This window comes from Micromonospora sp. NPDC048170, assembly GCF_040652795.1.
Classification (GTDB): Bacteria; Actinomycetota; Actinomycetes; order Mycobacteriales; family Micromonosporaceae; genus Micromonospora.
The window spans coordinates 104125-128018 of the sequence record NZ_JBEZMR010000018.1; the positions used below are offsets into that span (position 1 = coordinate 104125).

Genomic DNA, 23894 nt, shown 5'->3' on the forward strand with positions numbered 1-23894 from the left:
GGCGACGGTGGGCCGGAAGGGCGGGCCGGGACGGTGGTCACGGCCGAGGTGTCACGGTGAGCAGGACGGCGGCGTCCGTGACGGCGTGCAGTGCGTGCCGCACCGGCGGAATGACCACCAGGTCCCCGGCGTCGCCCTCCCACGACTCGTCTGCGGCCACCAGGCGCACCTGCCCCACGAGCACCTGCAACGTCGCCTCGCCCGGGCTGTCGTGCTCGTCAAGTGACCGACCGCCCCTCAGGGCGAGCAGGGTCTGCCGAAGCCGGCGGTCCCGGCCCGGGTGCAGGGAACGGGCGCTGCGTCCGCTGTCGGCCTTCCGCGCGGCGGCGAGCTGCTCGTCGGCGAGGCGGGTCAGCGAGAGGGCTTCCATGGTCGTCCTTTCGGATCGGTGTCCTGCGGCGGGAGGCGGGTCGCCGGCACGCCAGTTGCCCGTCACGGCGGTGCCCCGTCACGCAAACCGGAAGATCGTCTACCGCTTTCATTGTCCAGCTTCCGTCCCCGACCCGCCCTGCGGCAGGGCCGATGGTCCCGGAATCGCGGTGGCGTACGCCGCGACAGCGCGCTCCGTCCGGTCCCGGCGTGGTGCCACCACGCGCTCGGTCCGGTCCCGGCGCGGCACGCGCCCCGGGCGGTCCCGGCGTGTGCCACCGAGCGGTTCCGGGCGGTACCGGCATGGTGCTGCCGCGCGTGCTTCGGGCGGTCTCCGGGTGTGGTCACCGGACGCGGCCCGTGCGGATCCGTCTCCCCGGCGACACCCGTCGCGGGCATGGGGAACCCGGCCCGCACCCCGAACCCGGCGACTAGGGTGCGGGGCATGAAGGTTCGGCTGCTGACGGCCGCAGCGACCGCCGTCATCCTCGGCGCAGGCGGGCCAGTCCCCGCGGTGGCCGGTCCTGCGGTCTCCGGCCTGCCCGGTCCCGCCGGCCCCGTGACGTCCGCGTCCGCCGGCTCCGCGACGCCCGGTCCCGCCGTCTCCGGCACGCCCGCGTCCGGCCTCGTGCCGCCCGTGCCCTGTCCGAAGGCGCCTGCGCCCAGGATGTCCCGGCCGCCCCGCCCGTCGCCGCCGCCGGCCGTGCCCCAGGAACGGGCCGTGGGCGGCCCGGCGCTGGACACGGCCGGTCTCGTCGTCCCAGCGGGGGGCGCGCGCCCGCCGGCGGTCACCGCGATCTCGTGGCTGGTCGCCGACCTGGACACCGGCCAGGTGCTGGGCGGCTGCGGCCCGCACGAGTACGGCACCCCGGCCAGCGTGCAGAAGCTGCTGCTGGCGGCCACCATGCTGCCCCGACTCGACCCGCAGCAGGTTGTCACCGTCACCGACGGCGACATGGACATCGAACCCGGCTCCTCGGCCGTCGGGCTGGTCGCCGGCGGGCGCTACCGGATCGAGACCGTCTGGCTCGGGCTGCTGCTCCAGTCCGGCAACGAGGCGGCCAACGTACTGGCCCGCCTCGGCGGCGGGTCGGACGGGATGGCTGGCGGCGTGCGGGCGATGAACGAGGAGGCGCACCGGCTCGGCGCCCTGCAGACCCACGCGGTCACCCCGTCCGGCCTCGACGGAAAGGGCCAGTTCACCAGCGCGTACGACCTGGCGTTGATCGCCCGGGCCTGCTTCGCCGAGCCGACGTTCCGCCGGTACGCGCTCACCGAGACGCACCGTATCCCGGCCCAGCCGGCGCAGCGGACCAAGGGCTTCGAGATCCAGAACGAGAACCAGCTGGTCTACCGCTATCCGGGCGCACTCGGCGGCAAGACCGGCTTCACCGACCTGGCCCGGCACACCTACGTCGGGGCGGCCCAGCGGGGCGGCCGGCGGCTGGTGGTCACGCTGCTCGGCGCCGAGCCGCAGCCCGCCCGGGGCTGGGAGCAGGGTGCCGCCCTGCTCGACTGGGGCTTCTCGCTGCCCCGGGGCGCCGCCGTCGGCCGGCTGGTCGAGCCGGGGGAGTTGACCGCCTCGGCCGCCTCGCCGCCCGCACTCGCCGCCACCGGCGAACCGCGTCCGGCCGCGGCCAGCGGCCCGATCGAGGACGGACTGGTGGCACGGTGGCCCGTGGCCGCGCTCGTGGCGGCGATAGTGGGGCTGCTGGGGGCCGTGCTGCTCTGGCGACGCCGATCGAGGCAGCGCCGAAGCTGAACCCCGGGGTGTAAAGAAGGGGCCCTTCCTTACCCAGGGGTGGATCGACAGGCGGCGACGGGATCCATAGACTTCGGTCTTTCTGGTGTCACGAGTTCCGGGAGGATCCCCGTGTCGAGCGAACCCCGACCGCACCCCGTTCCGCCGTCGATCGCGGCACGCCGTCGACCGGCCCGTACGCTGACCCGCCTCGCCGGGGCGGCCCTGGTGGCGGGCGTGCTGGTCACCGGTGGCGGCGCCGCCGCGGTCGCCGCGCCCGGCGGGTCCCCGGCGGACACCTCGGCCGATGGCCGGGTCACGCCCGGCCCGTGCGCCTACACGGAGACGCCCGAGGACCCGGCCGCCCGGCCGGTCCCGCTGCCGCCCGACCCGAGGCGCACGCCGGACCGGGGCACCGTGCGGGTCACGTTGCGGACCAACCAGGGGCCGATCGGGCTGTCCCTCGACCGGGAGGCGGCCCCCTGTACCGTGCAGAGCTTCCTGCACCTGGTGCGCCACCGCTTCTACGACCGGACCTCGTGCCACCGGCTCACCGCGTACCCGACGTTGCGGGTGCTCCAGTGCGGTGACCCGTCCGGCACCGGCTCCGGCGGTCCCGGCTACCGCTACGCCGACGAACTGCCCACCGACCTGCCGCCGGCGCCGACCGACCCGACCGGCGTGCGCCGGCTCTACGCCCGGGGCACCCTCGCCATGGCCAACGCGGGCCCCGACACCAACGGCAGCCAGTTCTTCCTGGTCCAGTCGGACTCGGCGCTGCGCCCCAACTACACCGTGTTCGGCTCGATCGACGCCGCCGGCCTGGCCACTCTCGACCGGATCGCCGCGGGCGGCATCGCCCCCACCGTCGAGGACCCCGCGCCGGTCGACGGCGCGCCCGCCCTGCCGGTGGACATCCGGCGCGCGGACCGGCACCACCACCATCACCGCTGAGTCGGAGGCTGAAACTTCCGGAAACACTACCGGGAGCGTCGACGCCCGACCGTAGGCGGTGCAACGGCCGTCGGCGGGGGAGTGGCCGTCACGGCCGGCGCGGCGGGGCCGTGCTGTCCCGGACGACCAGGTTGGTGGCGAGTTCCACCCGGGGGGAGTCGATGCCCTCGCCCTGCGCCAGCCGCAGCACCGTCCGGGCGGCCAGGCGCCCCATCTCGACCAGTGGTTGCCGGACGGTGGTCAACGGCGGTGAGGCCCAGCGGGCCTCGGGCAGGTCGTCGAAGCCCACGACGCTGACGTCGTCGGGGATCCGCAGCCCCCGGCGGCGGACGGCCTCGTAGACGCCGAAGGCCATCTGGTCGCTGGCCGCGAAGATGGCGGTCGGCGGTTCGTCGAGGTCGAGCAGCGCCGCGCCGGCGGCGAAGCCCGAGGCGTGGTAGAAGTCGCCGGGGCGCACCAGCCGGTCCTCCACCGGCGCCCCGGCGGCCTCCAGCGCGGCCCGGTGGCCGTCGAGGCGGGCCCGGCTGCACAGCAGGTGCGTCGGCCCGGCGACGAAGCCGATCCGCCGGTGCCCGAGCGACAGCAGGTGCTCGGTCGCGGCGAGCCCGCCGGCCCAGTTGGTGGCCCCGACGGTCGGCACGTCGGTGGCGGGCACGCCGGCCGGGTCGACGACGACCACGGGCACGTTGAGGCGGCGCAGCTGCGCGTGCAGCGGCGGGCTCAGGTGCGAGGTCACGAAGATGACGCCGTCGGTGGCCCGGGCCCGCAGGTTCTGCAACCACTGCCGGGCGGCGGTCGACTGCCGGTGTATCGCGGAGACCACCGTGCCGACGCCCGCGCCGTGCCCGACGTCCTCGACGCCCCGGATGATCTCGACCGCCCAGGGGCTGTCCAGGTCGTTGAAGACCAGGTCGACCAGGCCGGCGCGGCTCACCGTGCGGCTGCCGCGGCGCTGGTAGCCGTGCTGGCGTAGCAGCTCCTCCACCCGCTCGCGGGTGTCGGGGGCCACGTCCGAGCGCCCGTTGAGCACCCGCGACACGGTCGGCACCGAGACCCCGGCCTCCCGCGCGATGGCGGTGATGGTGATCCTGCGCCCGTCGTCGCCGTCCACCCGCGTCTCCTTCACCGGTCGGAAGCCCGACCGTACCCGTCACCACCGAAAAACGTCCGGAACGGCGGGACCGCTCCGCCGGCCCATCTTGCCCCACGATCGGGGGTTGACGACATGGCAGGTCGGTTCTAGCGTTCGGACAAGTTACGGAACTGTTCCGGAAACTTGTCGGACGCCTTTCGGTCGTCGCGTCGGCGGCGACGTCCCCCACCACACCCCACCACGAGAGGTCGATCATGACTGTACGCACGCGCCTCGCCCGGGCGGTCGCGCTGGGCGCCGCCCTCGCGCTGGCGCTGCCACTGACCGCCTGCGGCGACGGCGACTCGGCCGCAGGCCCGGACGAGATCCGCATCCTGGTGTACGGCGACGCCACCAACAAGGTCGAGAAGCAGCTCGTCGACACGTTCAACAAGACCTCGAAGGTCAAGGCGGTGCTGGACACCATCCCCGGTGCCGACTACCAGACCAAGCTCCAGACCATCATCAACACCAGGCAGGCGCCGGACGTCTTCTTCAACTGGGGCGGCGGCAGCATCACCCCGTTCGTCAAGGCCGACCTGCTGCTGCCGTTGGACGACATGATCGCCGAGGACCCGGGGCTGAAGGGCAACTTCCTGCCCTCGGTCTTCAACACCGCCATGATCGACGGCAAGGCGTACGGGGTGCCGATGCGCGGCACCCAGCCGGTGCTGCTGTTCCACAACAAGAAGGTCCTCGCCGACGCAGGCATCACTCCGCCGAGGACGTGGGACGACCTGCTGGCCGCCGTGAGCGCCCTCAAGGCGAAGGGGGTCACGCCGATCGCGCTCGGTGGCGGCGACCAGTGGCCGACCCAGATGTGGTACCAGTACCTCTACGACCGGGTGGCCGGCCCCGAGCTGTTCGCCAGGGCGCTCGGCGGCGACAGGGGCGCCTGGGAGAGCGCGGAGAGCCGCCGCGCCCTGGAACTGCTGCGGCAGCTGACCGACGCGGGCGCGTTCGGCACCAACTTCGACTCGGTCAAGTTCACCGACGGCGGCTCGCCCGCGCTGCTGGCGGGCGGCAAGGCCGGCTTCGAGCTGATGGGCTCCTGGAACTACTCGACGCACCACGACGCGAACCCGACGTTCGCCGCCGAGGAGCTGGGCTGGAGCGCCTTTCCGAGCGTCCCGGGTGGCAAGGGCGACCCGCGCAACGTGGTCGGCAACACCAACAACTTCTACTCCGTGCTGAAGAAGACCCGGCACCCGGAGGCGGTGGCGGAGTTCCTCAAGCTCCAGTACTCCGACGAGTTCGTCCAGGCCCAGCTCGCCATCGGCAACCTGCCGACCACCACCAACACCGAGAAGTTCCTCGACGGCGCCACCAACCCGGGCTACCTGAAGTACCAGTTCACCCTGGTCAAGGGGGCCCCGAACTTCCAGCTCTCCTGGGATCAGGCGTACCCGCCGGCGGCGACCACGACCATCCACCAGGCGGTGCAGCAGTACTGCAACGGCCGGTTGGACGCCGCCGGCTTCATCAGGGCCATGCAGTCCCTGCAGGCGGGCTGACCTCGGCCATGCCCACCACCACCCTCGCCGCGCCCACCGTGCCGGAGCGGCGACGGGCCCGACGGAGCCCGGGCGGCGGCCCCACCGTCAGCCGCCCGGGCTTCGCCTGGGCCCTCCCCGCGACCCTCTTCTTCGGGCTCTTCGCGCTCGTCCCGCTGGTCCTCGTGGTCGTGCTCAGCTTCACGAGCTGGGCGGGCCTCGGCGCGCCGGAGTTCGTCGGGCTGGGCAACTGGCAGCGGCTCGCCCGCGATCCCGTCATGATCGACAGTCTGTGGTTGAGTGTCCTGCTCACCGCCCTCGGTGTGCTGGTGCAGACGCCGCTGAGCCTGCTGATCGGGGTGTGGGCGGCCGGGCCGCAGCGCAACCGCGCGGTGCTGTCCGCCATCTTCTTCCTCCCGCTGCTGCTGTCGGCGACCGCCGTGTCGGTGCTGGCGCGGCCATCGCCCTGCTCCTCGTCGTCGTCGCCACCGTCATCTCGCTGATCGTGGTCCGGGTCTCCGGCTACGACAGGATGCGCTCCACGATGGAGGGCCTGTGAAGCGACACCGCCCGAACTGGCTCGCCGGCATCGGCGCCGTGGCCTGGCTGCTCCTGGTCGGCCTGCCGATCTACGTGATGCTGGCGATCACCGTGCAGACCCGCGAGGGGTACGGCCGCAACGGCCCGATCGCCCCGCCCGACACCTTCACCCTGGAGAACTACACCGGCGCCTTCGACGAGGGTTTCGGCCGGTACCTCCTCAACACCCTCGTGGTGACCGCGAGCGTGGTGGCCATCGTGCTGCTGCTGGTGCCGCCGTTGGCGTACGCGATCGTGCGCAGCCGCAGCCGACTCACCTCGCAGGTGTTCCGGCTGTTCCTGCTGGGCCTGGCGATCCCGGCGCAGGCGGTCATCGTGCCGATCTTCTACCTGATCAGCAAGGCCGGGCTCTACGACAACCTGATCGGCGTCATCCTGCCCACCGCAGCCTTCTCCCTGCCGGTGTGCGCGCTGATCCTCAGCGGCGTCATGCGGGACATCACCGGCGACCTGTACGAGGCGATGGCCATCGACGGGGCCACCCCGGCGCGGGTGTTCCTCCAGTTGGTGCTGCCGCTCTCGCGCGGCGGGATCGCCACCATCGCGGTCTTCTCCGCCCTGCAGGCGTGGAACGGGTTCCTCTTCCCGCTGATCCTCACCCAGTCCGACTCCACCAAGGTGATCACCCTCGGCCTCTACAACTTCCAGACGCAGTACGGGATCAACATTCCCGGCCTGCTCGCCGCGGTCGTGCTGTCGATGGTGCCCGTCCTGCTCGTCTATCTGTTCGCCCGGCGGGCCCTGGTGCGGGGGCTGATGGGCGTCGGAGGAAAGTGACCGACAACGTGACCCTCGACATCGCCCCCGGCACCGCGATCTGGACCGATCCGACTCTCGACCTCGCGACCCGGGTGGACGCACTGGTCGCCGCGATGACCCTGCCGGAGAAGGTGGCACAGCTCTACGGCGTCTGGGTCGGTGCCGCCGCGGACGGGGGCGAGGTCGCGCCGTACCAGCACGAGATGGAGGAACCGGTCGACCTGGCGACCCTGCTGGACACCGGTCTCGGCCAGCTGACCCGCCCGTTCGGCACCGCCCCGGTCGACCCCGCGCTCGGCGCGCTGTCCCTGCTGCGGACCCAGCAGCGCATCGCCGCCGCGAACCGGTTCGGCATCCCGGCGATGGCCCACGAGGAGTGCCTGGCCGGCTTCGCCGCCTGGGGCGCCACCGCGTATCCGGTGCCGCTGTCCTGGGGCGCCACCTTCGATCCGGAGCTGATCGGGCGGATGGCCGCCGCCATCGGCGCCGACCTGCGTAGCGTCGGCGTGCACCAGGGACTCGCACCGGTGCTCGACGTGGTGCGCGACGCCCGCTGGGGGCGGGTTGAGGAGACGATCGGCGAGGACCCGTACCTGGTGGGCACCATCGCCACCGCGTACGTGCGGGGCCTGGAGTCCGCCGGCGTGGTCGCCACCCTGAAGCACTTCGCCGGCTACTCCGCTTCCCGGGGCGGTCGCAACCTGGCCCCGGTGCCGATGGGCCCCCGCGAGCGCGCGGACGTGATGCTGCCGCCGTTCGAGATGGCGGTACGCGAGGGCGGCGTACGGTCGGTGATGCACGCCTACACCGACACCGACGGCGTGCCGTCGGCGGCCGACGAGCAGTTGCTGACCGGCCTGCTCCGCGACGCCTGGGGCTTCCCGGGCACGGTGGTGGCCGACTACTTCGGCATCGCCTTCCTGCGCACCCTGCACGGGGTGGCCGGCAGCTGGGCCGAGGCGGCCGGCGCCGCCCTCGCCGCCGGGGTGGACGTCGAGCTGCCGACGGTGAAGACGTTCGGCGAGCCGCTGCGCGAGGCGCTCGCGGCCGGGGCGGTGCCGGAGGCGCTCGTCGACCGGGCCGTGCGTCGGGTGCTGACCCAGAAGGGGCAGCTCGGCCTCCTCGACGCCGACTGGAGCCCGGTGCCGGCGGTGCTGGCCGGGGCCGACCTGTCCGACCCGGACGCGCTGCGCGGCACCGTCGACCTGGATCCGCCGGCCAACCGGGCGCTGGCCCGCGAGGTCGCCGAGCGGTCCGTGGTGCTGCTGGCCAACGACGGCGTCCTGCCGCTGCGCCGACCGGCCCGGATCGCGCTCGTCGGCCCGCAGGCGGAGAGCCCCACGGCGGTCCTGGGCTGCTACTCGTTCCCCGCACACGTCGGTTCCCGGCATCCCGAGGTCCCGGTCGGTGTCGAGCTGCCCACCCTGGCGGCAGCGCTGCGCGCCGAGTTCCCCGACAGCGTCGTGGTCACCGTCGACGGTGTCTCCGTCGACGGCGACGACACCGGCGGGGTGTCCGCGGCGGTCGAGGCGGCCCGGGGCGCGGACGTGGTGATCGCCGCGCTCGGCGACCGGGCGGGACTGTTCGGCCGGGGCACCAGCGGCGAGGGCTGCGACGCCGAGTCGCTGGCCCTGCCCGGGGCGCAGCAGCACCTGCTCGACGCGCTGCTGGACGCCGGTACGCCCGTGGTGGTGACGCTGCTCGCCGGGCGTCCCTACGCGCTGGGCCGGGCGGTGACCGACGCGGCGGCGATCGTGCAGTCGTTCTTCCCCGGCGAGGAGGGCACCCCGGCGATCGCCGGGGTGCTCAGCGGCCGGGTCGCACCGCAGGGGCGGCTGCCGGTCAGCGTGCCCCGCGGGCCGGGCGCGCAGCCGACCACCTACCTGGCGGCGCGACTGGGCCAGGCCAGCGACGTCTCCAACGTCGACCCGACGCCGGCGTACGCCTTCGGGCACGGCCTGGGCTATACCACGTTCGACTGGTCGCACCTGGCGGTCGACGTGCCGGTCGCGGCGACCGACGGGGAGTTGCGGCTGCACTTCACGGTGCGCAACACCGGCACCCGGTGGGGCAGCGAGGTGGTGCAGGTGTACGCCCACGATCCGGTGGCCTCCGTGGTCCAGCCGGTACAGCGGCTGATCGGCTACCTCCGGGTGCCGCTGGAGGCGGGTGCGGCCTGCCGGATCGACCTGGCCGTGCCGGCCGACCTGTTCTCGTTCACCGGGCGCGACGGGCGGCGCGTCGTCGAGCCGGGCGAGCTGGAGCTGCGGCTCGCCGCGTCGAGCGCCGACCACCGGCTCGTGGCGGCGGTCGCGCTGCGCGGCCCCGCCCGGCACGTCGACCACACCCGGCGGCTGCACCCCCGGTTCGCCGTCACGCCGTCGGACGGGTGATCGGTGGCGGTCGTCGACCTGCCCGACGCCGGACCGGGCGTCCGACGGCCCGGAGCCTGATAGACAGGGGGCGTGGCCAGGCCAGTCCGGATCCGCCGGCGAGTTCCGGGCGTCGCGACCGCCCGTCGGCGGGCCGGCGCCAGGGCCGTCGCGGCGACCGTCGTGATCGCGGCGCTCGCGCCCGGCTGCACCCGACCCGCGCCGTCGCCGTCACCACCGGCACCGCCGTCGCCGTCCGTCTCGCCGTCGCCGGAGTCCGCCCCGGCGGCGGCGCCGAGCCCGCCGGGCTTCGTCGTCCTCACCGACGTCGACCCGCGCATCCGCACCGACATCCGGTACGCCACCGCGCACAACTTCGTCGGACGGCCGATCGCCGGCTACCCCGAACCGCTCTGCCTGCTCACCCGCCGGGCCGCCGAGGCGCTGCGCCGGGTGCAGGACGCCGCGCTGGCCCGGGGCCGCAGCCTGAAGGTGTACGACTGCTACCGCCCCCAACGGGCCGCCGACGACTTCGTCAGCTGGGCCAGGCAGCCGGGCGAGCAGCAGATGAAGGCCGAGTTCTATCCCCGGGTGGCGAAGTCCGACCTGTTCGACGAGGGGTACATCGGCGTCCCCACCGCGCACAGCCGGGGCAGCACCGTCGACCTGACCCTGGTCGACGTGCCGACCCCGACCCAGCCCCCGTACGCCCCGGGCCAGCCCCTGGTCTCCTGCACCGCCCCCAGGGGGCAGCGGTTCGCCGACAACGGCGTCGACACGGGCACCGGCTTCGACTGTTTCGACCCGCTCGCGCACACCGACTCGCCGCAGGTCACGGGCGTGGCCCGGGACAATCGACGGCTGCTGCGGCAGTTGATGACCGACGGCGGCTTCGTCAACTACGACCGCGAGTGGTGGCACTACCGCTACCGCGACGAACCCTGGCCGGACACGTACTTCGACCTGCTGGTGGCCCGCTCCTCGGCCGAGCAGGCGGGCGGCTGAGCCCGCCACGGGCACGGGACGGCGGACTCCGGCATGATCACACCACGCCGGCGTTCCGCCGGGCGACCGGGCGACCGTCGGACGGCGACCGTGCAGTCAGGTGAGGGGGAGTGTGCCGTGGAGACCGAACGGATCGGACCGCCGGTCACCGGGGACGAGCGCGAGATGCTGCGCGCATTCCTCGACTACCACCGGGCGACTCTCGCGATGAAGTGCGACGGGCTGTCCGACGAGGAGCTGCGCCGGCAGTCGATGCCCCCGTCCACGCTGTCGCTGCTGGGCCTGGTCCGGCACATGGCGGAGGTGGAGCGGGCCTGGTTCCGCCGCACCATCGACGGCGAGGACGTCCCGCTGGTCTGGTCGGACTCCGGCGACTTCCAGGTGGCGTACGACGCGAGCGGCGCCACCCGCGCCGAGGCGTTCGACGCCTGGCGGCGGGAGGTCGCGCACTCCCGCCGCATCGAGCGGGCGGCCGGGTCGCTCGACGTGACCGGCCACCACGCCAAGTCGGGCGAGGACGTGTCCCTGCGGCTGGTGATGCTGCACCTGATCCACGAGTACGCCCGGCACAACGGCCACGCCGACTTCCTGCGCGAGGGCATCGACGGCACCGTCGGCGCCTGAGCCCGTCACCCGGCCACCTGGCCCTGGCGGTCAGCCGTCGCCGCGCAGCGGCAGCCAGGCCAGCACGTCCTGGATCTTCGCGTCCCAGTACGCCCAGTCGTGCGTGCCGGGGGAGAAGTCCACGGTGAGCGGGACGTCCCGCTCGCGGGCCGCCGCCACGAAGGCCAGGTTGTCGTCGTACAGGAAGTCCTCGGTGCCGCAGGCGACGTAGAGCGCGGGCCGGCCGGTGTCGGGCGTCCGGTCGAGCAGGGCGAGGGTGTCGTCGTCGGTGCCGGTCACCGCGCGCTCGCCGAAGACGGTGTGCCAGACGGCGGGGTCGAGGGGCGCGGTCGGGTGGTGGCGGCGGGTCGCCACGTCCAGCGCGCCGGACAGGCTCGCCGCCGCCGCGAACCGGTCCGGCTCGCGCAGCGCCCACTTCACCGCCCCGTAGCCGCCCATCGACAAGCCGGCGACGAAGGTGTCCTCCCGTCGCCCGGAGAGCCGGAAGAACTCGTGACACACCCGGGGCAACTCGGTGCTGAGGAACGTCCAGTACCGGTTGCCGTGCTCCTCGTCGGTGTAGAAGCTGCGGCCGACCTGGGGCATCACCACGGCGAGCCCGAGCGGCGCCACGTAGCGCTCGATCGAGGTGCGGCGCAGCCAGATCGTGTCGTCGTCGGACAGGCCGTGCAGCAGGTAGAGCACGGGCGGGTCGCCCTCCGGGGCGCTGCCGGTCATGCCGATCTGCGAGGACGTCCGCTGCGGCAGGATCACCGTCATCGAGGTGCTCATGCCGAGCGTCTCGGAGTGGAAGTCACAGCGCATCAGGGCCACGGCCGTCGACCGTAACGCATCCTCACGTCCCCTGGACGGCCAGCCGGGTGTCGAGGGCGTCGAGGTCGGGGACGAACCACACGTGGTCGGACCGGTTCGACTCGTGGACGAGGGCGCGCAGGGCCGAACTGTCCGTCAGGTGTCGGGAGATGTCGCCCACGACGACCAGGCGTACCCGGTAGTTGACGAACTTCTGCATGATCTCGCCCGCGAAGCGGGTGCCGAGGGAGAAGAAGGACGCGTCGAGGCGGCTCACCGGCACGGCCACCACCTGGGCGCCGAGGAAGGCCGCGCCGATCAGATCCAGCGCGTCCTGCTCGGTGGCCACCGGCGGGCCGGCCGGGTCGCACACCAGCACCGACACCCCGGCCCGTTCCTGGATGACGTCAGGCATCGTCGGCCTCCCCGGTGAGCAGGCCGTTGTCGCCGTCGAGCACGGCGGCGACCAGGTGCAGCACATCGGCGGTCTCCGAGGCGCCGCCCAGAATCACGATCTTCATACGGTTCCTTTCCTCGTCGTGGACGGTCTGGATGCGCAGGGGGTGCGCCCCGTGGCGGGAGGTGTTCGCAGTGGTCAGGACGAGCGTGGCCAGCCGGTCGGCCCCGGCCCGGTCGACGCCGTCGATCTGCACGATGCTCGACACCTCCACCGCCGTGCCGCCGACGGCGGGCGCCGGCCGACCGGTCAGCGCGTCGAGGTCGGCGCGGGCGATCCGGTACTGCTTGCCGATGCGTACCGCCCTGAGCCGGCCGGAGCGGATGTAGCCGCGCACAGTGCGAACGTGCAGGCCCAGCTGCTCCGCCACCTGCTCGGCCGAATACATTTCCTCACTCATTGCTCCCTAATATAGCCCTCTCAGGGAGCGATAGGGAAGTTCAGGGTTCCCGGCGCCGGCCGGTCGACCGCAGGCGGGGCGGGCCCGTCGATATTCGTTGCGGCCGTCGTCGCGACCCCCTACCGTCATCGACGCAAGGTCAACCGACCGACCCAGGGGAGTACGCCGTGCCGCAGCGCACACGCACCGACGCCGCGTGGCACACGCGTGCTGGTGCCCCGCTGCCAGCGGGCAAACCGGACCTGTGTCAGCGCCGCCCCGAGCAGGGTCGGCAGTCGGGGTGGCGGCGCGTCTAGCGCCAGCGCGTACGCGCCAGCCGCCCACCCCACCGGGGGCCGGGCGGCTCTTTCGTCCGGCCCGGACCCCCACCCCATCCCGGCCAGGGCGTTGACGGCGCCGGCATCCCTTCCGGCCTCGCCACGACGGTCGTGACCAGCCGACGACACGAGGAGACGACGATGAGCTTCACCCCGCTCGCGGGCACCCGCGCGCCGGTACGGGTCTGGACCGACCCGTACGGCATCGAGCCCCAGGCCGCCCAGCAACTGCGCAACATCGGCGCGCTGCCGTGGGTGCAGGGCGTGGCGGTCATGCCCGACGTGCACTTCGGGAAGGGCGCCACGGTCGGCTCGGTCATCGCGATGCGGCAGGCCGTCTCGCCGGCGGCGGTCGGCGTCGACATCGGCTGCGGCATGTCGGCGGTGCGCACCTCGCTGACCGCCGCCGACCTGCCGGACGACCTCGCCGGGCTCCGGTCGGCGATCGAGGCCACGATCCCGGTCGGGTTCGCCCAGCGGGAGAAGCCGGTCGACCCGCGCCGGATCCGTGGGCTGGAGCAGTCCGGCTGGGACGACTTCTGGCGCCGGTTCGGCGACCTCGACCGGCGGGTGGCGCAGCTGGAGACGCGGGCACAGCGGCAGCTGGGCACGCTCGGCGGTGGCAACCACTTCATCGAGGTCTGCCTGGAGCAGGGCGGCGCCGACGAGGGGCGGGTGTGGCTGATGCTGCACTCCGGCTCCCGCAACATCGGCAAGGAGCTGGCGGAGCGGCACATCGCGGTCGCCCGGCGGCTGCCGCACAACACCGACCTGCCCGACCGCGACCTGGCGGTGTTCCTCACCGGCACGCCGGAGATGGACGCCTACCGCCGGGACCTGTGGTGGGCGCAGGAGTACGCGCGGCGCAACCGGGCGGTCATGCTCGCCCTGCTCTGCGGGGTGGTGCGGGAGCAGTTCCCGCAGGTGGGCTACGACGAGCCGATCTCCTGCCACCACAACTACGTGGCGGAGGAGAGCTACGACGGCGTGGACGTGCTGGTGACCCGGAAGGGGGCGATCCGGGCCGGGCGGGGGGACCTGGGCATCATCCCGGGGTCGATGGGCACCGGCTCGTACATCGTGCGGGGGAAGGGGAACGAGGACGCGTACTGCTCGGCGTCGCACGGGGCGGGGCGGCGGATGTCGCGGGCGCAGGCGAAGCGGACGTACAGCACCGCCGACCTGGCCGCGCAGACCGCCGGCGTGGAGTGCCGTAAGGACGCCGGGGTGGTCGACGAGATCCCCGGCGCGTACAAGGACATCACGCAGGTGATGGCGCAGCAGGAGGACCTGGTCGAGGTGGTCGCGCACCTCAAGCAGGTCGTCTGCGTGAAGGGCTGACGCCGACCGGCGCCCCGCCATGGGCGCCGGTCATGCGGTGCCGGCCCCGCCCCCGGTCACCGGCCCGACCGGACGGGGATCCCCCGTCCGGGCCGGTGCGCGATCGATACCCGTAGAGTCTCGCCGTGATCGAGATCCACGTGCAGGTCGACCTGTTCCACCCGGCGGACCGGGTGTGGCACGCATTGACGGATCGCGGTCTGCTCGCCCGGTGGTTCACCGAGATCGAGCCGATGGCCGGGGAACGCTACCGGCTGCTGCTGTTCACGGCGGGCCTGCCCGGGTTCGACGCCGCCGTCGACGCGGAGGTGACCGACCGGCGGGCGCCGGAGCTGATCGCGTTGCGGTGCCTCGAGGGTGGCCGGCGCAGCCGGCTCGTCTGCGCCGTCACCCCCACCAACGAGGGCTGCCGGTTGTCGGTCCGCGAGGTGCTGGAACACGGCAGTTGGTCCGCCGAGCAGCGCGAGCGCCGCGAGGAGTCCTACCAGCAGGCGCTGACGGGACGGCTGCCCGCGATCCTCGACTGGCTGGCCTTCCGGCAGGTCGACCTGCGTCGGGGCGAGGCGGGGATGACCGCCGAGATGCCGGTGACCGAGGGGTTCGGCGACGAGCCGGCACCGGCCGGCCGTCGCCGCTGGCCGCTGCTGGTCGCGGGGCTGGGCGGCGTCGTGCTGGTGGCCGGTGCGGCGGTGTGGGCGGTGCTGCCGGCCGAGCCGGAGCCCGTCGCCGACCCGGCCCCGGCGCCGTCGCCGACCGCCACGGCCAGTGCGAGCCGTACGCAGCAGAAGCCGACGGTCTCGCCCGCCCCCACGCGGACCACCACGTCGCCTACGCCCCGCCCGAGCCGCACGCCCTCGGCGACGCCCTCGCGTACGCCCACCTCGGCCGCCCCGTCGGCGTCCGCCGTGACCGCCCGCTACGAGACCGTGTCGACGCGGATCCTCGGCTACACGGGTGAGGTGGTCGTCGACAATCCCGGCGGCTCGGCGGCGAGGGGCTGGACGGTGGTCGTCACGCTCGCCGACGGCGGCACGCTCACCGACGTCAGCGGGGCCGACTGGCGGCAGGAGGGGCAGGTCGTCACCTTCAGCGGGCCGCCCGTGCCGGCCGGCCGCTCGCGGACGTTCACGTTCGCCGTCCGCGACGTCGACCCGCTCACCAGGGCGCCCGAGGGCTGCTCGCTGGGTGACCGCCCCTGCGCGGGCCTCTGACGCCGCGCGTACCCGCCGTGCCGGGACCGCGCTGTTAGGATGGGCGACGAGTGATCGGGACAGGGAGACCAGACATGGCGGGTGACGACGACATCTCCGGGTGAGACCGGAGGTGACCGGCCATCGGCAGGCGTTCGACCGCCGCCGTGGTCGCGGTCCGTCGTTTCCTGAATCCCGTTCCTCCGGGCGCCCAGTCGGCGCCCACCTCACCCCAAGGGTTTTCGCATGTCCGATGCGTTCGTCGTCTGCTCGCGCCTCTCCTTCTCCTGGCCGGACGGCACCCCCGTCTTCGACGGCCTGTCCTTCACCGTGGGCGCCGGTCGTACCGGCCTCGTCGCGCCGAACGGCGCCGGCAAGACCACGCTGCTCCGGCTGATCGCCGGCGAGCTCCAACCCACCGGCGGGTCCGTGACCGTCGACGGGTTGCTCGGCTACCTGCCGCAGAGCCTTCCGCTGGCCGGCGACCTGACGGTGGCCGAGGTCATGGGGGTCGCGCCGGTGCTCGGGGCGCTGCACGCCATCGAGTCCGGCGACGCCGCCGAGGAGCACTTCGCCACGATCGGCAACGACTGGGACGTGGAGGAGCGCACCCGCGCCCAACTGGACCGGCTCGGCCTCGACGACGTGGCCCTCACCCGGCCCCTGCACACCCTCAGCGGCGGTCAGGTCGTCTCCCTCGGCCTGGCGGCGCAACTGCTGCGCCGGCCCGACGTCCTGCTGCTCGACGAGCCGACCAACAACCTGGATCTCGACGCCCGCCGCAAGCTCCACACCGTGCTGGCCGACTGGACCGGCTGCCTGCTGCTGGTCAGCCACGACCGGGCGCTGCTGGACGGGATGGACCGCATCCTCGAACTCGACCGGAGCGAGGTCCGCTCCTACGGCGGGAACTACACGGCCTACGAGGAGGCGGTGCGCGCCGAGCGTGAGGTCGCCGAGAAGAACGTCCGCCACGCCGAACAGGAGGTCAAGCGGGAGAAGCGGGAGATGCAGCAGGCCCGCGAGCGGGCCGAGCGCCGCGCCGGCAACGCCGCCCGCAACCTCAAGAGCGCCGGCCTGCCGAAGATCTTCGCCGGCACCATGAAGCGGGGCGCGCAGGAGTCGGCGGGCCGGTCGCACGAGACCCACGCCGCCCGGGTCAGCGACGCCAAGGCCCGGCTCGACGAGGCGGGCCGCGCCCTGCGCGAGGAGCAGCGGATCACGCTGGAACTGCCCGACACCAACCTCCCGGCGGGACGCACCGTCTTTGAAGGCGAGGGAATGCAGGTCCGCTATGGAGACCGGGCCCTGTTCGCCGGTGACGGCGTGGACCTCACGATCCGGGGTCCCGAGCGGATCGCGCTCACCGGCCCGAACGGCGCCGGCAAGTCCACTCTGCTGCGGATGGTCAACGGCGACGTGCCGTCGGAGGGCGGCCGGATCAGGCGGGCCGACGGCCGCATCGCGTACCTGTCGCAGCGGCTGGACCTGCTGGACCTCGACCGTACGGTGGCGGAGAACCTGGCCGCGTTCGCGCCCGCGCTGACGCAGGCACAGCGGATGAACCTGCTCGCCCGCTTCCTGTTCCGGGGCCCCCGCGCCCACCTGCCGGCCGGGGCGCTCTCCGGCGGCGAGCGGCTGCGCGCCACCCTGGCCTGCGTGCTGTTCGCCGAACCCGCGCCGCAGTTGCTCCTGCTGGACGAGCCGACCAACAACCTGGACCTGGTCAGCGTTGGTCAGTTGGAGAGCGCGCTCGACGCGTACGAGGGCGCGTTCGTGGTGGTCAGCCACGACGAACGGTTCCTCGCGGCGATCGGCGTGGACCGCTGGCTGCGGCTCGCCGACGGCCGGCTGCTGGAGACCGGCGCCCCCGACGGCGTCACGTCGGAGTCGTGACCGGGGGCGTCAGCCGGGCGGGGTGAGCGTGACGGGCACCGTGACCACGTGGGCCCGCGTCCCGTCGTCCGCCGAGACCTCGTACACCTCGATCGCGCCGGGCTGCTCGCGCGGCACCCGGTAGGGCACGGCGATCCGGTAGTCGCCGCGGCAGCCCGTGCCGCAGGTGGCCGTGGTGAAGGCCGTCGCCACCACGCGGCCGGCGGCGTCGAGCACCCGCACCGTGACGGTCGCCTCGAACACGTCGGCGGTGCCGGTGACGGTGACCGGGCTGTCGACGCGTCCGCCGATGGCCGGGCCGGTCACCACGATCGGCGGCAGCAGGTCCGCGTACTCGCCCTGGCCGACCGGGGGACCGGCGGTGAGGCGTACCCGCCGCACGGTGGGGAACTGGGTGAGCGTGTAGACCACCTGCGCCTCGCGCAGTCGCCGCGCCGGAGCGTCGCCGCCGGTCGGGCCGGAGACGACCGTCGCCACGCCGTCGACGATGCCGGTGACCTCCGCGCCGCCGGGCAGCAGGGTGGTCAGCCCGGTGGCGGCCTCCGCCGGGGTGGGGCCGGCGGCCAGTTCGGCCAGCGCCAGGCGGGACGTCGCCACGGTGGCCGGCCGGGTGCGTCGGGTCGGTGCGATCCGCCCGTCGCGGACGTACCACAGCTCGACGGTGACCGTCCGGGGGCGGGTCGGTCCGGCGGTCGGCGCGGGCGGCGCGGATCTGCTCGGCCCGGCCGGCGGGCGCGGCGACGCCGAGGTGGGGGGTGACGCCGAGGTGGGCGGCGCCGGTGCGACGGCGGTGGTGGCCGGCGGCGCGGTGGGCGCGGGCCCGAGCGAGCCGGAGCGGGGCGTGGCGCACCCGGTGGGCAGGAGCGCGGCGGCGAGCAGGGCGGCGACCGCGGCACGGCGTCTCACCCCGCACCGTCCGGTGCCGAGGACCGTAGGTCGGCCGGCAGGTCCAGGCGGAAGCGGGTGACCACCCCCGGTTCGCTGTGCACGCCGAGCCGCCCGCCGAGCAGGTGGGCGTTGTCCCGGGCGATGGCCAGGCCCAGCCCGCTGCCCCGGCCGGAGCGGGCCGGGTCGACCTTGTGGAAGCGGTCGAACAGGCGCGACAGGTGCGCGGCCGGGATGCCCGGGCCCTGGTCGGTGACCTCGAATACGACCAGCGGCCCGGCGGCGGCCACGGTGGCCCGGATCTCGCCGGCACCGTGCTCGACCGCGTTGGCGATCAGGTTCGCCAGCACCCGCTCCAACCGGCGCGCATCGGTGCGCAGCGGGACCGGCACGCCGGCGACCAGCACACGGTCCGACCAGCCGCGCGCCGCGACGATCGCCCGCAGCAGCGCGACCGGGTCCACGGCGGCGACGGCGAGCCCCGCCCGACCGGCGTCCAGCCGGGAGATCTCCATCAGGTCCTCGACCAGCCGGCGCAGCCGGACCACGTCGGCGACCAGCAGCTCCGCGGCGGGCCGCGCGTCGCCCGGCAACTGGTCGAGGTGGTCGCGGAGCAGCGACGCCGCGGCCACCAGGGCGGTCACGGGGGTACGCAACTCGTGCGCGACGTCGGCGGTGAACCGCCGCTCGCGGGCCTGGGCGGCGGACAACGCCTCGATCTTCGACTTCAGCGCCTCGGCCATCTCGTTGAACGACGCGGCCCAGACGCTGAACTCGTCGCGTCCCCGTACCGGCAGGCGGGTGTCGAGCAGGCCCTCCGTGAGCGCCCGCGCGGCCCGGCTGGCCCGGCCGACCGGCTCCAGCGTGCGCCGGGCGAGCGTGTGCCCCACCCCGGCGGCGAGCAGCACCACCAGCACCCAGCCGGCAAGCAGCGCCGTGCGCAACTGGTCCAGTTCGGCGGCGAGGTCGTCTTCGACGGTCACGACGTACAGCTCGGCCGTCGAGCCGGGGATACGGCCGCCGACCACGAGCAGCCGGGGCCGGGCCTCCGGCGACGACCGTTCGTACCCGAGCTGCCCGGCCGCGACGGTGGCCCGCAGACGTTCGCCCAGCGGTGGCGCGTACGCCCGGTGGGAGGGCAGCGCCTCCCCGTCGACCAGCACCACGTGCCGGCCACTGCCCTCGAAGCTGGTCAGCAACTCGCCGCGACGCTGGTCGGTCAGTGGCAGGAACTGTCCGGCCAGGACGAGTCGGTAGCGGGCCTCGGCCGCGGCCTGGTGCAGGGAGGCGTCGTAGCGGGCCTGGCGCAGCAGCAGCCAGGACCCGCCGGCCAGCAACCCGGCGGAGACGCCGGCGACGAGCACGAACGCGATGGTCAACCGGCGCCGCAGGCGACCCGGCGGTACGGCGCGGGCGGCCATCGCGTACGCCCCCTCAGCCCGGCGACAGCTTGTAGCCGGCCCCGCGCACGGTCCGTACGAGCCGGGGGTGGGCGGGGTCGTCCTCGACCTTGGCGCGCAGCCGCTGCACCGCCACGTCGACCAGCCGCGAGTCGCCGAGGAAGCCGTGCTGCCACACCCGATCGAGCAGCAGCTCACGGGTGAAGACCTGGCCGGGGCGGCGGGCGAGTTCCAGCAGCAGGCGGAACTCGGTGGCGGTCAGCGCGAGATCCCGCCCGTCCTTGCGGGCCACGAAGCTGCCCGGGTCGATCTCCAGCCCGCCGAGCTCGATGACGGTGGCGCCGACGGGGGTGCTCGCGCGGCGCAGCACCGACCGGACCCGGGCCACCAGCTCCGGCAGGTCGAACGGCTTGCGCAGGTAGTCGTCGGCGCCGCACTCGAGGCCAACGACCACGTCGACGGTGTCGGTGCGGGCGGTCAGCATCAGGATCGGCACGCCGCTGGTCCGGCGGATCTCCCGGCAGACCTCGAAGCCGTCCAGGCCGGGGAGCATGACGTCGAGCACGATCAGGTCGGGCGGCCGGGCGCGCCAGGCGCCGAGCGCCTCCCGCCCGTCCCGCGCGGTGTCGACCCGGAAGCCGGCGCGGCGCAGCCCGAGGGCGGTGACCTCCCGGATGGAGGCATCGTCCTCGACGACCAGCACACGGCCCTCCACCACCTGAGGGTAGCCCCGCGACCACCGGCGACGACCTGCCGGAACGGACGGTGTCGGGGGTCCGGCCGGTGCCGTCACCCCCGCCACCGTCGCGGTCACTGCTGCCACTGGTGTGCCACGTCGAGCACGATCCGGCTGTGTGTGCCGGGGCCGGCCAGCACGGTCACCCGGAACGGCAGGCGGGCCCGCACGCCGACCGCGAAGGTCGTGTAGCCCTCGAAGCTGCCGCCGAACACGACGTCCCGCAGGCTCGGGTGGCGCAGCAGGTTCGCGGCGTGCTCGCCGACCCGGTACGGCACGGTGCCGACGTGCCCGTCGTCGTACGCCGGGGCCCGCAGGGAGACCCGCAGCAGCTCGTCGCCGGCGGTGTACGGCGACAGCGGCAGCCCCTCGCCCTCGGTCCAGGTCTCGCCGTAGCCGACGGTGTAGCCGCTGACCGGCCCGGCGAACTCGAACACCACCCGGTCGAAGCAGTCGTGCCGCCCGACGCGCACGTCGACCAGCGGGGCGTCGCTCAGCGTGCCGGCCGACTTCGGCACGCTGCCCCAGGTGATCCCGCAGTACGGCGCCCCGGTCGCCGCCGCCGTCGTGGTGGCCGCCGTGCCGGTGCCGGCGCCGGCCACCAGCCCGGCGAGCACCACGACCAGGGCCGTGAGTCCACTTCTGATCCGCATCGTCTTCTCCCGTGATCTCGTTCCTCCGTGGGTGACCGGCATCGGCGCCGTGTCGTCGGGTCCACGGTGGAACGGCTCCACGGCAGCAGCTTCGCCGTGCGGTAACGCCCACGTAACACTCCCGGCCACCCGGGCGGCGGTTCCGGAGCCGCTGCCCGGCGGGTGGTGGAAAGGGCACTCGGAGCGGGAGCGCCGGTATGACGATTCCGATATGCCGCATATCGGTGGCCCTCGCTCTAGCATTCACCTACATCTATGCCGGTGGTGGCACGCCGCCGGACAACCGTAGGGGAGTACTTGATGTTCCGACGACAACTGCTGCACGCGGCGACCGCCGCGCTGGCGGCGGTGCTGGCCGCAACCGGGATGCAGGTCGCCACCGACACGAGCGCGTCCGCCGCCGACACGGGCGCGTCCGCCGCAGCCCGGACCGTCTACTACGACGCGAGCCGGGCCGGCGAGTTCCGCACCAACTTCGACCAGGCCGCGACCATCTGGAACAGCCAGGTCAGCAACGTCCAGCTGGTCGCCCGCACGCCGGGCAACGTCACCATCTACGTCGACAGCGGCTGGCCGCGCGCGCAGGTCACCGGGCTCGGCTCCGGTCGGATCTGGATGGGCCTGACCGCCGTCAACCAGGGGTACGACCGCACCCGCATCGCCACCCACGAGCTCGGCCACATCCTCGGCCTGCCCGACCGGCGTACGGGGCTCTGCTCCGACCTGATGTCCGGCAGCAGCGCGCCGGTCTCCTGCCGTAACGCGTACCCCAGCGCCGCGGAGGCGTCCCGGGTGAACTCGCTCTTCGCCGGTGGCCTGGCCGCGGCGGAGGTGCCCACCGGCACGTTCTCGTGGAACGACACCGACGACATCTCGCCGCAGGTGGTCAACGGTCGGCCGGCCACCGAGAACTACCCGTGGATGGTGTACGTCTCCGGCTGCACCGGCACGCTGATCAAGGCCAACTGGGCGGTCACCGCCAAGCACTGCGGCACGCCGTCCTCGGTGCGGGTGGGCAGCATCTACCGCAACAGCGGCGGCACCGTCGTCTCGGTGATCCGGGCGGTGAACCACCCGAGCGTCGACGTCAAGCTGCTGCAACTGTCCAGCTCGGTCAGCTACGCCCCCGCGCCGATCCCGAGCACCTCCGGCGCGGTCGGCACCGCCACCCGGATCATCGGCTGGGGCCAGACGTGCGCCCCCCGCGGCTGTGGCAGCGCCCCGACCGTCGCGCACGAGCTCGACACCTCGATCGTGGCGGACAGCCGGTGCCTCGGCATCAACGGCCCGTACGAGATCTGCACCAACAACACCAACGGCAACGCGGGCGCCTGCTACGGCGACTCGGGCGGCCCGCAGGTGCGCCGGATCAACGGGGCGTGGGCCCTGATCGGCGCCACCAGCCGGGCCGGCAACAACAACTCCACCTGCGCCACCGGCCCGTCCATCTACGTGGACCTGCCGTCCATCCGGACCTGGATCAACACCCAGGTCGGCGGCCTGCCGGTCTGACCCACCCCCGGTACGGGGGGCGCCGCACGGCGGCGTCCCCCGTACCTCGTCGCCCCCGCTCGCATCGTCGGGGCGTCACCCGACGACCACCCGGAGTGCGGTACGGTGCCTGGCACATCGACCCCTTCCGAGGTGAACATGCCTGTCGTGGCCGCGCTCGTCCTGACTTTGGCGCTCACTGCCGCGCCGACGCCGACGGCCTCCGGCGGGCCGGTCGGTGATCTGCTCGGCGATATCGGGCAGGTCGTCGACGACCTGCTCACCGGGGGCGGCAAGGCCACCCCGGGTGCCTCCCCGACGCCCGGGGTGTCCGGTTCGGCGGTCCCCACCCCCACTCCGGCCGGCCCGTCCGCGGTCCCGGCCGCACCGGTCCCGGCCGCGTCCGCGTCGACGACCACCCGCGACCGGCCTGCCCCGCACCCGGCAAAACGGGAGCCCGAGGGGTCGACCCCGCACGGGCGCGGCGTGGCCTCCGACGCTCCCTCGGCGGTCGCGGCACCGCCACGGGACGGCGAAGGGGCGGACCGCTGGCTGGTGCCCGGCCTGCTGCTGGGCGCCCTGGTGGTGCCGGTGCTGTTCGTCCTGCACCGGCGGCGCCGGCCCGCCGTCGCGGCTGCCGCCCCGTCCAGCCCGTCGACCCGCGTGCCCGATCCGGACGAGGAGCCCGCCGTCGACAACGTGACCCGCCTGCCGACGAACCTGAACGCCATCTACGAACTGGGCCGGCTCGACGAGCGGCTGAGCCAGGAGCGCGACCGCCGACCCTGATCCGGACCGGATCCCTGGCGGCGTTGACGAAAAGAAGGGCCCTTGTCGACGCATCGCGTTGACAAGGGCCCTTCTTTCATCCTGGGTGGGTGGGTCAGGAGGTGTAGCCGCGGGTGGCGATCCAGTCGGCGAGGTTGTCGACGTTCATTCGGTAGGAGGCCTGGTTGGGGTTGGCGGAGTCGGCGATGGTGACGGTGTTGCCGTTGTCGCGGTAGCCGACGACGCTGATGTAGTGGCCGCCTTCGAAGGAGTGGGTGTTGCCGTCGGTGTCGGTGGCGGTGCCGGCGATGTTGGCGACGACGGCGTGGCCTTCGTCGACGGCCTTGACGATGTCGGTGCGCAGGGTGTCGGTCTGCTTGTCGTCGGCCTTGGGTGCGCTGATCTCCACCGACCGGTAGGCGTCCTTGCCGGTTTCCTTGTTCAGGATGGGGGTGATGTCGTTGATGGAGTTGGTGCCGGCTTCGGTGGTGCCCATCTGCTTGGCCATGGCGTCCATGT

Annotated in this window: 23 protein-coding genes; 13 read left to right on the forward strand and 10 right to left on the reverse strand. The window is 73.8% G+C overall.

Going from position 1 to position 23894, the window contains the following annotated elements; genetic code table 11:
* Window positions 1-37: 37 nt before the first annotated feature.
* On the reverse strand, window positions 38-370 hold the full coding sequence (locus AB0D32_RS21795; protein ID WP_357092954.1) for a cupin domain-containing protein: 333 nt from the start codon (window positions 368-370) through the stop codon (window positions 38-40).
* A 444-nt stretch (window positions 371-814) separates the two neighbouring features.
* On the opposite strand from AB0D32_RS21795, the gene AB0D32_RS21800 reads away from it, so the two are divergent.
* Entirely contained in the window at window positions 815-2131 is a 1317-nt protein-coding gene (locus AB0D32_RS21800; protein ID WP_357092957.1) for a D-alanyl-D-alanine carboxypeptidase, read from the forward strand.
* 150 nt (window positions 2132-2281) lie between these two features.
* Window positions 2282-3064 carry a peptidylprolyl isomerase gene (locus AB0D32_RS21805; RefSeq protein WP_357093027.1) on the forward strand — a complete coding sequence of 261 codons (783 nt, stop codon included), beginning with the start codon at window positions 2282-2284 and terminating at the stop codon, window positions 3062-3064.
* 88 nt (window positions 3065-3152) lie between these two features.
* On the opposite strand, the gene AB0D32_RS21810 is transcribed toward AB0D32_RS21805, so the two are convergent.
* Window positions 3153-4175, reverse strand: coding sequence for a LacI family DNA-binding transcriptional regulator (locus AB0D32_RS21810; protein ID WP_357092960.1), 1023 nt, complete (start codon window positions 4173-4175; stop codon window positions 3153-3155).
* Between the two features lie 236 nt (window positions 4176-4411).
* On the opposite strand from AB0D32_RS21810, the gene AB0D32_RS21815 reads away from it, so the two are divergent.
* From AB0D32_RS21815 to AB0D32_RS21840, 6 genes are all read left to right on the forward strand, one after another.
* Entirely contained in the window at window positions 4412-5710 is a 1299-nt protein-coding gene (locus AB0D32_RS21815) for an extracellular solute-binding protein (RefSeq protein WP_357092963.1), read from the forward strand.
* A gap of 8 nt (window positions 5711-5718) precedes the next feature.
* Window positions 5719-6192, forward strand: a complete 474-nt coding sequence (locus AB0D32_RS21820) for a hypothetical protein (RefSeq protein ID WP_357092966.1) — start codon at window positions 5719-5721, stop codon at window positions 6190-6192.
* 52 nt (window positions 6193-6244) lie between these two features.
* Window positions 6245-7066 carry a carbohydrate ABC transporter permease gene (locus AB0D32_RS21825; protein ID WP_357092969.1) on the forward strand — a complete coding sequence of 274 codons (822 nt, stop codon included), beginning with the start codon at window positions 6245-6247 and terminating at the stop codon, window positions 7064-7066.
* Window positions 7063-9441 carry a glycoside hydrolase family 3 N-terminal domain-containing protein gene (locus AB0D32_RS21830; RefSeq protein ID WP_357092972.1) on the forward strand — a complete coding sequence of 793 codons (2379 nt, stop codon included), beginning with the start codon at window positions 7063-7065 and terminating at the stop codon, window positions 9439-9441. Before AB0D32_RS21825 ends, AB0D32_RS21830 begins: the two co-directional genes overlap by 4 nt.
* A gap of 162 nt (window positions 9442-9603) precedes the next feature.
* On the forward strand, window positions 9604-10425 hold the full coding sequence (locus AB0D32_RS21835; protein WP_357093029.1) for a M15 family metallopeptidase: 822 nt from the start codon (window positions 9604-9606) through the stop codon (window positions 10423-10425).
* 117 nt (window positions 10426-10542) lie between these two features.
* Entirely contained in the window at window positions 10543-11049 is a 507-nt protein-coding gene (locus tag AB0D32_RS21840) for a DinB family protein (RefSeq protein ID WP_357092974.1), read from the forward strand.
* 30 nt (window positions 11050-11079) lie between these two features.
* On the opposite strand, the gene AB0D32_RS21845 is transcribed toward AB0D32_RS21840, so the two are convergent.
* Genes AB0D32_RS21845 through AB0D32_RS21855 form a run of 3 tightly spaced genes read right to left on the reverse strand, consistent with a single transcriptional unit; the run spans window position 11080 to window position 12698 of the window.
* Window positions 11080-11862 (reverse strand): alpha/beta hydrolase family protein, encoded by a 783-nt coding sequence (locus tag AB0D32_RS21845; RefSeq protein WP_357092977.1) that lies wholly within the window; start codon window positions 11860-11862, stop codon window positions 11080-11082.
* 22 nt (window positions 11863-11884) lie between these two features.
* Window positions 11885-12256: a DUF4180 domain-containing protein gene (locus AB0D32_RS21850; RefSeq protein ID WP_357092980.1), complete on the reverse strand. Its 372-nt coding sequence runs from the start codon at window positions 12254-12256 to the stop codon at window positions 11885-11887.
* On the reverse strand, window positions 12249-12698 hold the full coding sequence (locus tag AB0D32_RS21855) for a helix-turn-helix domain-containing protein (protein ID WP_357092983.1): 450 nt from the start codon (window positions 12696-12698) through the stop codon (window positions 12249-12251). Before AB0D32_RS21855 ends, AB0D32_RS21850 begins: the two co-directional genes overlap by 8 nt.
* Window positions 12699-13156: 458 nt before the next feature.
* Between AB0D32_RS21855 and AB0D32_RS21860 the strand changes: the two genes are divergently transcribed.
* The 3 genes from AB0D32_RS21860 (at window position 13157) to abc-f (ending at window position 17442) form a co-directional block, all read left to right on the forward strand.
* On the forward strand, window positions 13157-14356 hold the full coding sequence (locus AB0D32_RS21860) for an RtcB family protein (RefSeq protein WP_357092985.1): 1200 nt from the start codon (window positions 13157-13159) through the stop codon (window positions 14354-14356).
* Between the two features lie 125 nt (window positions 14357-14481).
* Entirely contained in the window at window positions 14482-15567 is a 1086-nt protein-coding gene (locus AB0D32_RS21865) for an SRPBCC family protein (protein WP_357092988.1), read from the forward strand.
* A gap of 225 nt (window positions 15568-15792) precedes the next feature.
* On the forward strand, window positions 15793-17442 hold the full coding sequence (abc-f, locus tag AB0D32_RS21870; RefSeq protein ID WP_357092991.1) for a ribosomal protection-like ABC-F family protein: 1650 nt from the start codon (window positions 15793-15795) through the stop codon (window positions 17440-17442).
* 9 nt (window positions 17443-17451) lie between these two features.
* Here abc-f and AB0D32_RS21875 read toward each other — a convergent pair whose 3' ends face one another.
* The 4 genes from AB0D32_RS21875 to AB0D32_RS21890 all read right to left on the reverse strand — a co-directional run bounded on the left by AB0D32_RS21875 (window position 17452) and on the right by AB0D32_RS21890 (window position 21116).
* On the reverse strand, window positions 17452-18348 hold the full coding sequence (locus AB0D32_RS21875; RefSeq protein WP_357092994.1) for a Gmad2 immunoglobulin-like domain-containing protein: 897 nt from the start codon (window positions 18346-18348) through the stop codon (window positions 17452-17454).
* Complete coding sequence (locus AB0D32_RS21880; protein ID WP_357092997.1) at window positions 18345-19748, reverse strand: HAMP domain-containing sensor histidine kinase; 1404 nt, start codon at window positions 19746-19748, stop codon at window positions 18345-18347. Before AB0D32_RS21880 ends, AB0D32_RS21875 begins: the two co-directional genes overlap by 4 nt.
* Before the next feature lie 13 nt (window positions 19749-19761).
* Window positions 19762-20442: a response regulator transcription factor gene (locus AB0D32_RS21885; protein ID WP_357092999.1), complete on the reverse strand. Its 681-nt coding sequence runs from the start codon at window positions 20440-20442 to the stop codon at window positions 19762-19764.
* 95 nt (window positions 20443-20537) lie between these two features.
* Window positions 20538-21116 carry a hypothetical protein gene (locus AB0D32_RS21890; RefSeq protein ID WP_357093002.1) on the reverse strand — a complete coding sequence of 193 codons (579 nt, stop codon included), beginning with the start codon at window positions 21114-21116 and terminating at the stop codon, window positions 20538-20540.
* Between the two features lie 300 nt (window positions 21117-21416).
* Between AB0D32_RS21890 and AB0D32_RS21895 the strand changes: the two genes are divergently transcribed.
* Window positions 21417-22628, forward strand: coding sequence for a snapalysin family zinc-dependent metalloprotease (locus AB0D32_RS21895; protein WP_357093005.1), 1212 nt, complete (start codon window positions 21417-21419; stop codon window positions 22626-22628).
* A gap of 138 nt (window positions 22629-22766) precedes the next feature.
* Window positions 22767-23396, forward strand: a complete 630-nt coding sequence (locus tag AB0D32_RS21900) for a hypothetical protein (RefSeq protein WP_357093007.1) — start codon at window positions 22767-22769, stop codon at window positions 23394-23396.
* A gap of 94 nt (window positions 23397-23490) precedes the next feature.
* Here AB0D32_RS21900 and AB0D32_RS21905 read toward each other — a convergent pair.
* Window positions 23491-23894 (reverse strand): C39 family peptidase (locus tag AB0D32_RS21905; protein ID WP_357093011.1); only part of this gene is annotated, 404 nt, incomplete at its 5' end.

What these genes read in the sequence shown, in the direction of transcription:
- AB0D32_RS21820 (WP_357092966.1), top strand. Translation starts at nt 5,719, where the DNA reads ATGCCCACCACCACCCTCGCCGCGCCCACCGTGCCGGAGCGGCGACGG.
- AB0D32_RS21890 (WP_357093002.1), bottom strand. Translation starts at nt 21,116, where the DNA reads ATGCGGATCAGAAGTGGACTCACGGCCCTGGTCGTGGTGCTCGCCGGG.
- AB0D32_RS21895 (WP_357093005.1), top strand. Translation starts at nt 21,417, where the DNA reads ATGTTCCGACGACAACTGCTGCACGCGGCGACCGCCGCGCTGGCGGCG.
- AB0D32_RS21800 (WP_357092957.1), top strand. Translation starts at nt 815, where the DNA reads ATGAAGGTTCGGCTGCTGACGGCCGCAGCGACCGCCGTCATCCTCGGC.
- AB0D32_RS21900 (WP_357093007.1), top strand. Translation starts at nt 22,767, where the DNA reads ATGCCTGTCGTGGCCGCGCTCGTCCTGACTTTGGCGCTCACTGCCGCG.
- AB0D32_RS21855 (WP_357092983.1), bottom strand. Translation starts at nt 12,698, where the DNA reads ATGAGTGAGGAAATGTATTCGGCCGAGCAGGTGGCGGAGCAGCTGGGC.
- abc-f (WP_357092991.1), top strand. Translation starts at nt 15,793, where the DNA reads ATGTCCGATGCGTTCGTCGTCTGCTCGCGCCTCTCCTTCTCCTGGCCG.
- AB0D32_RS21815 (WP_357092963.1), top strand. Translation starts at nt 4,412, where the DNA reads ATGACTGTACGCACGCGCCTCGCCCGGGCGGTCGCGCTGGGCGCCGCC.
- AB0D32_RS21795 (WP_357092954.1), bottom strand. Translation starts at nt 370, where the DNA reads ATGGAAGCCCTCTCGCTGACCCGCCTCGCCGACGAGCAGCTCGCCGCC.
- AB0D32_RS21860 (WP_357092985.1), top strand. Translation starts at nt 13,157, where the DNA reads ATGAGCTTCACCCCGCTCGCGGGCACCCGCGCGCCGGTACGGGTCTGG.
- AB0D32_RS21880 (WP_357092997.1), bottom strand. Translation starts at nt 19,748, where the DNA reads ATGGCCGCCCGCGCCGTACCGCCGGGTCGCCTGCGGCGCCGGTTGACC.
- AB0D32_RS21850 (WP_357092980.1), bottom strand. Translation starts at nt 12,256, where the DNA reads ATGCCTGACGTCATCCAGGAACGGGCCGGGGTGTCGGTGCTGGTGTGC.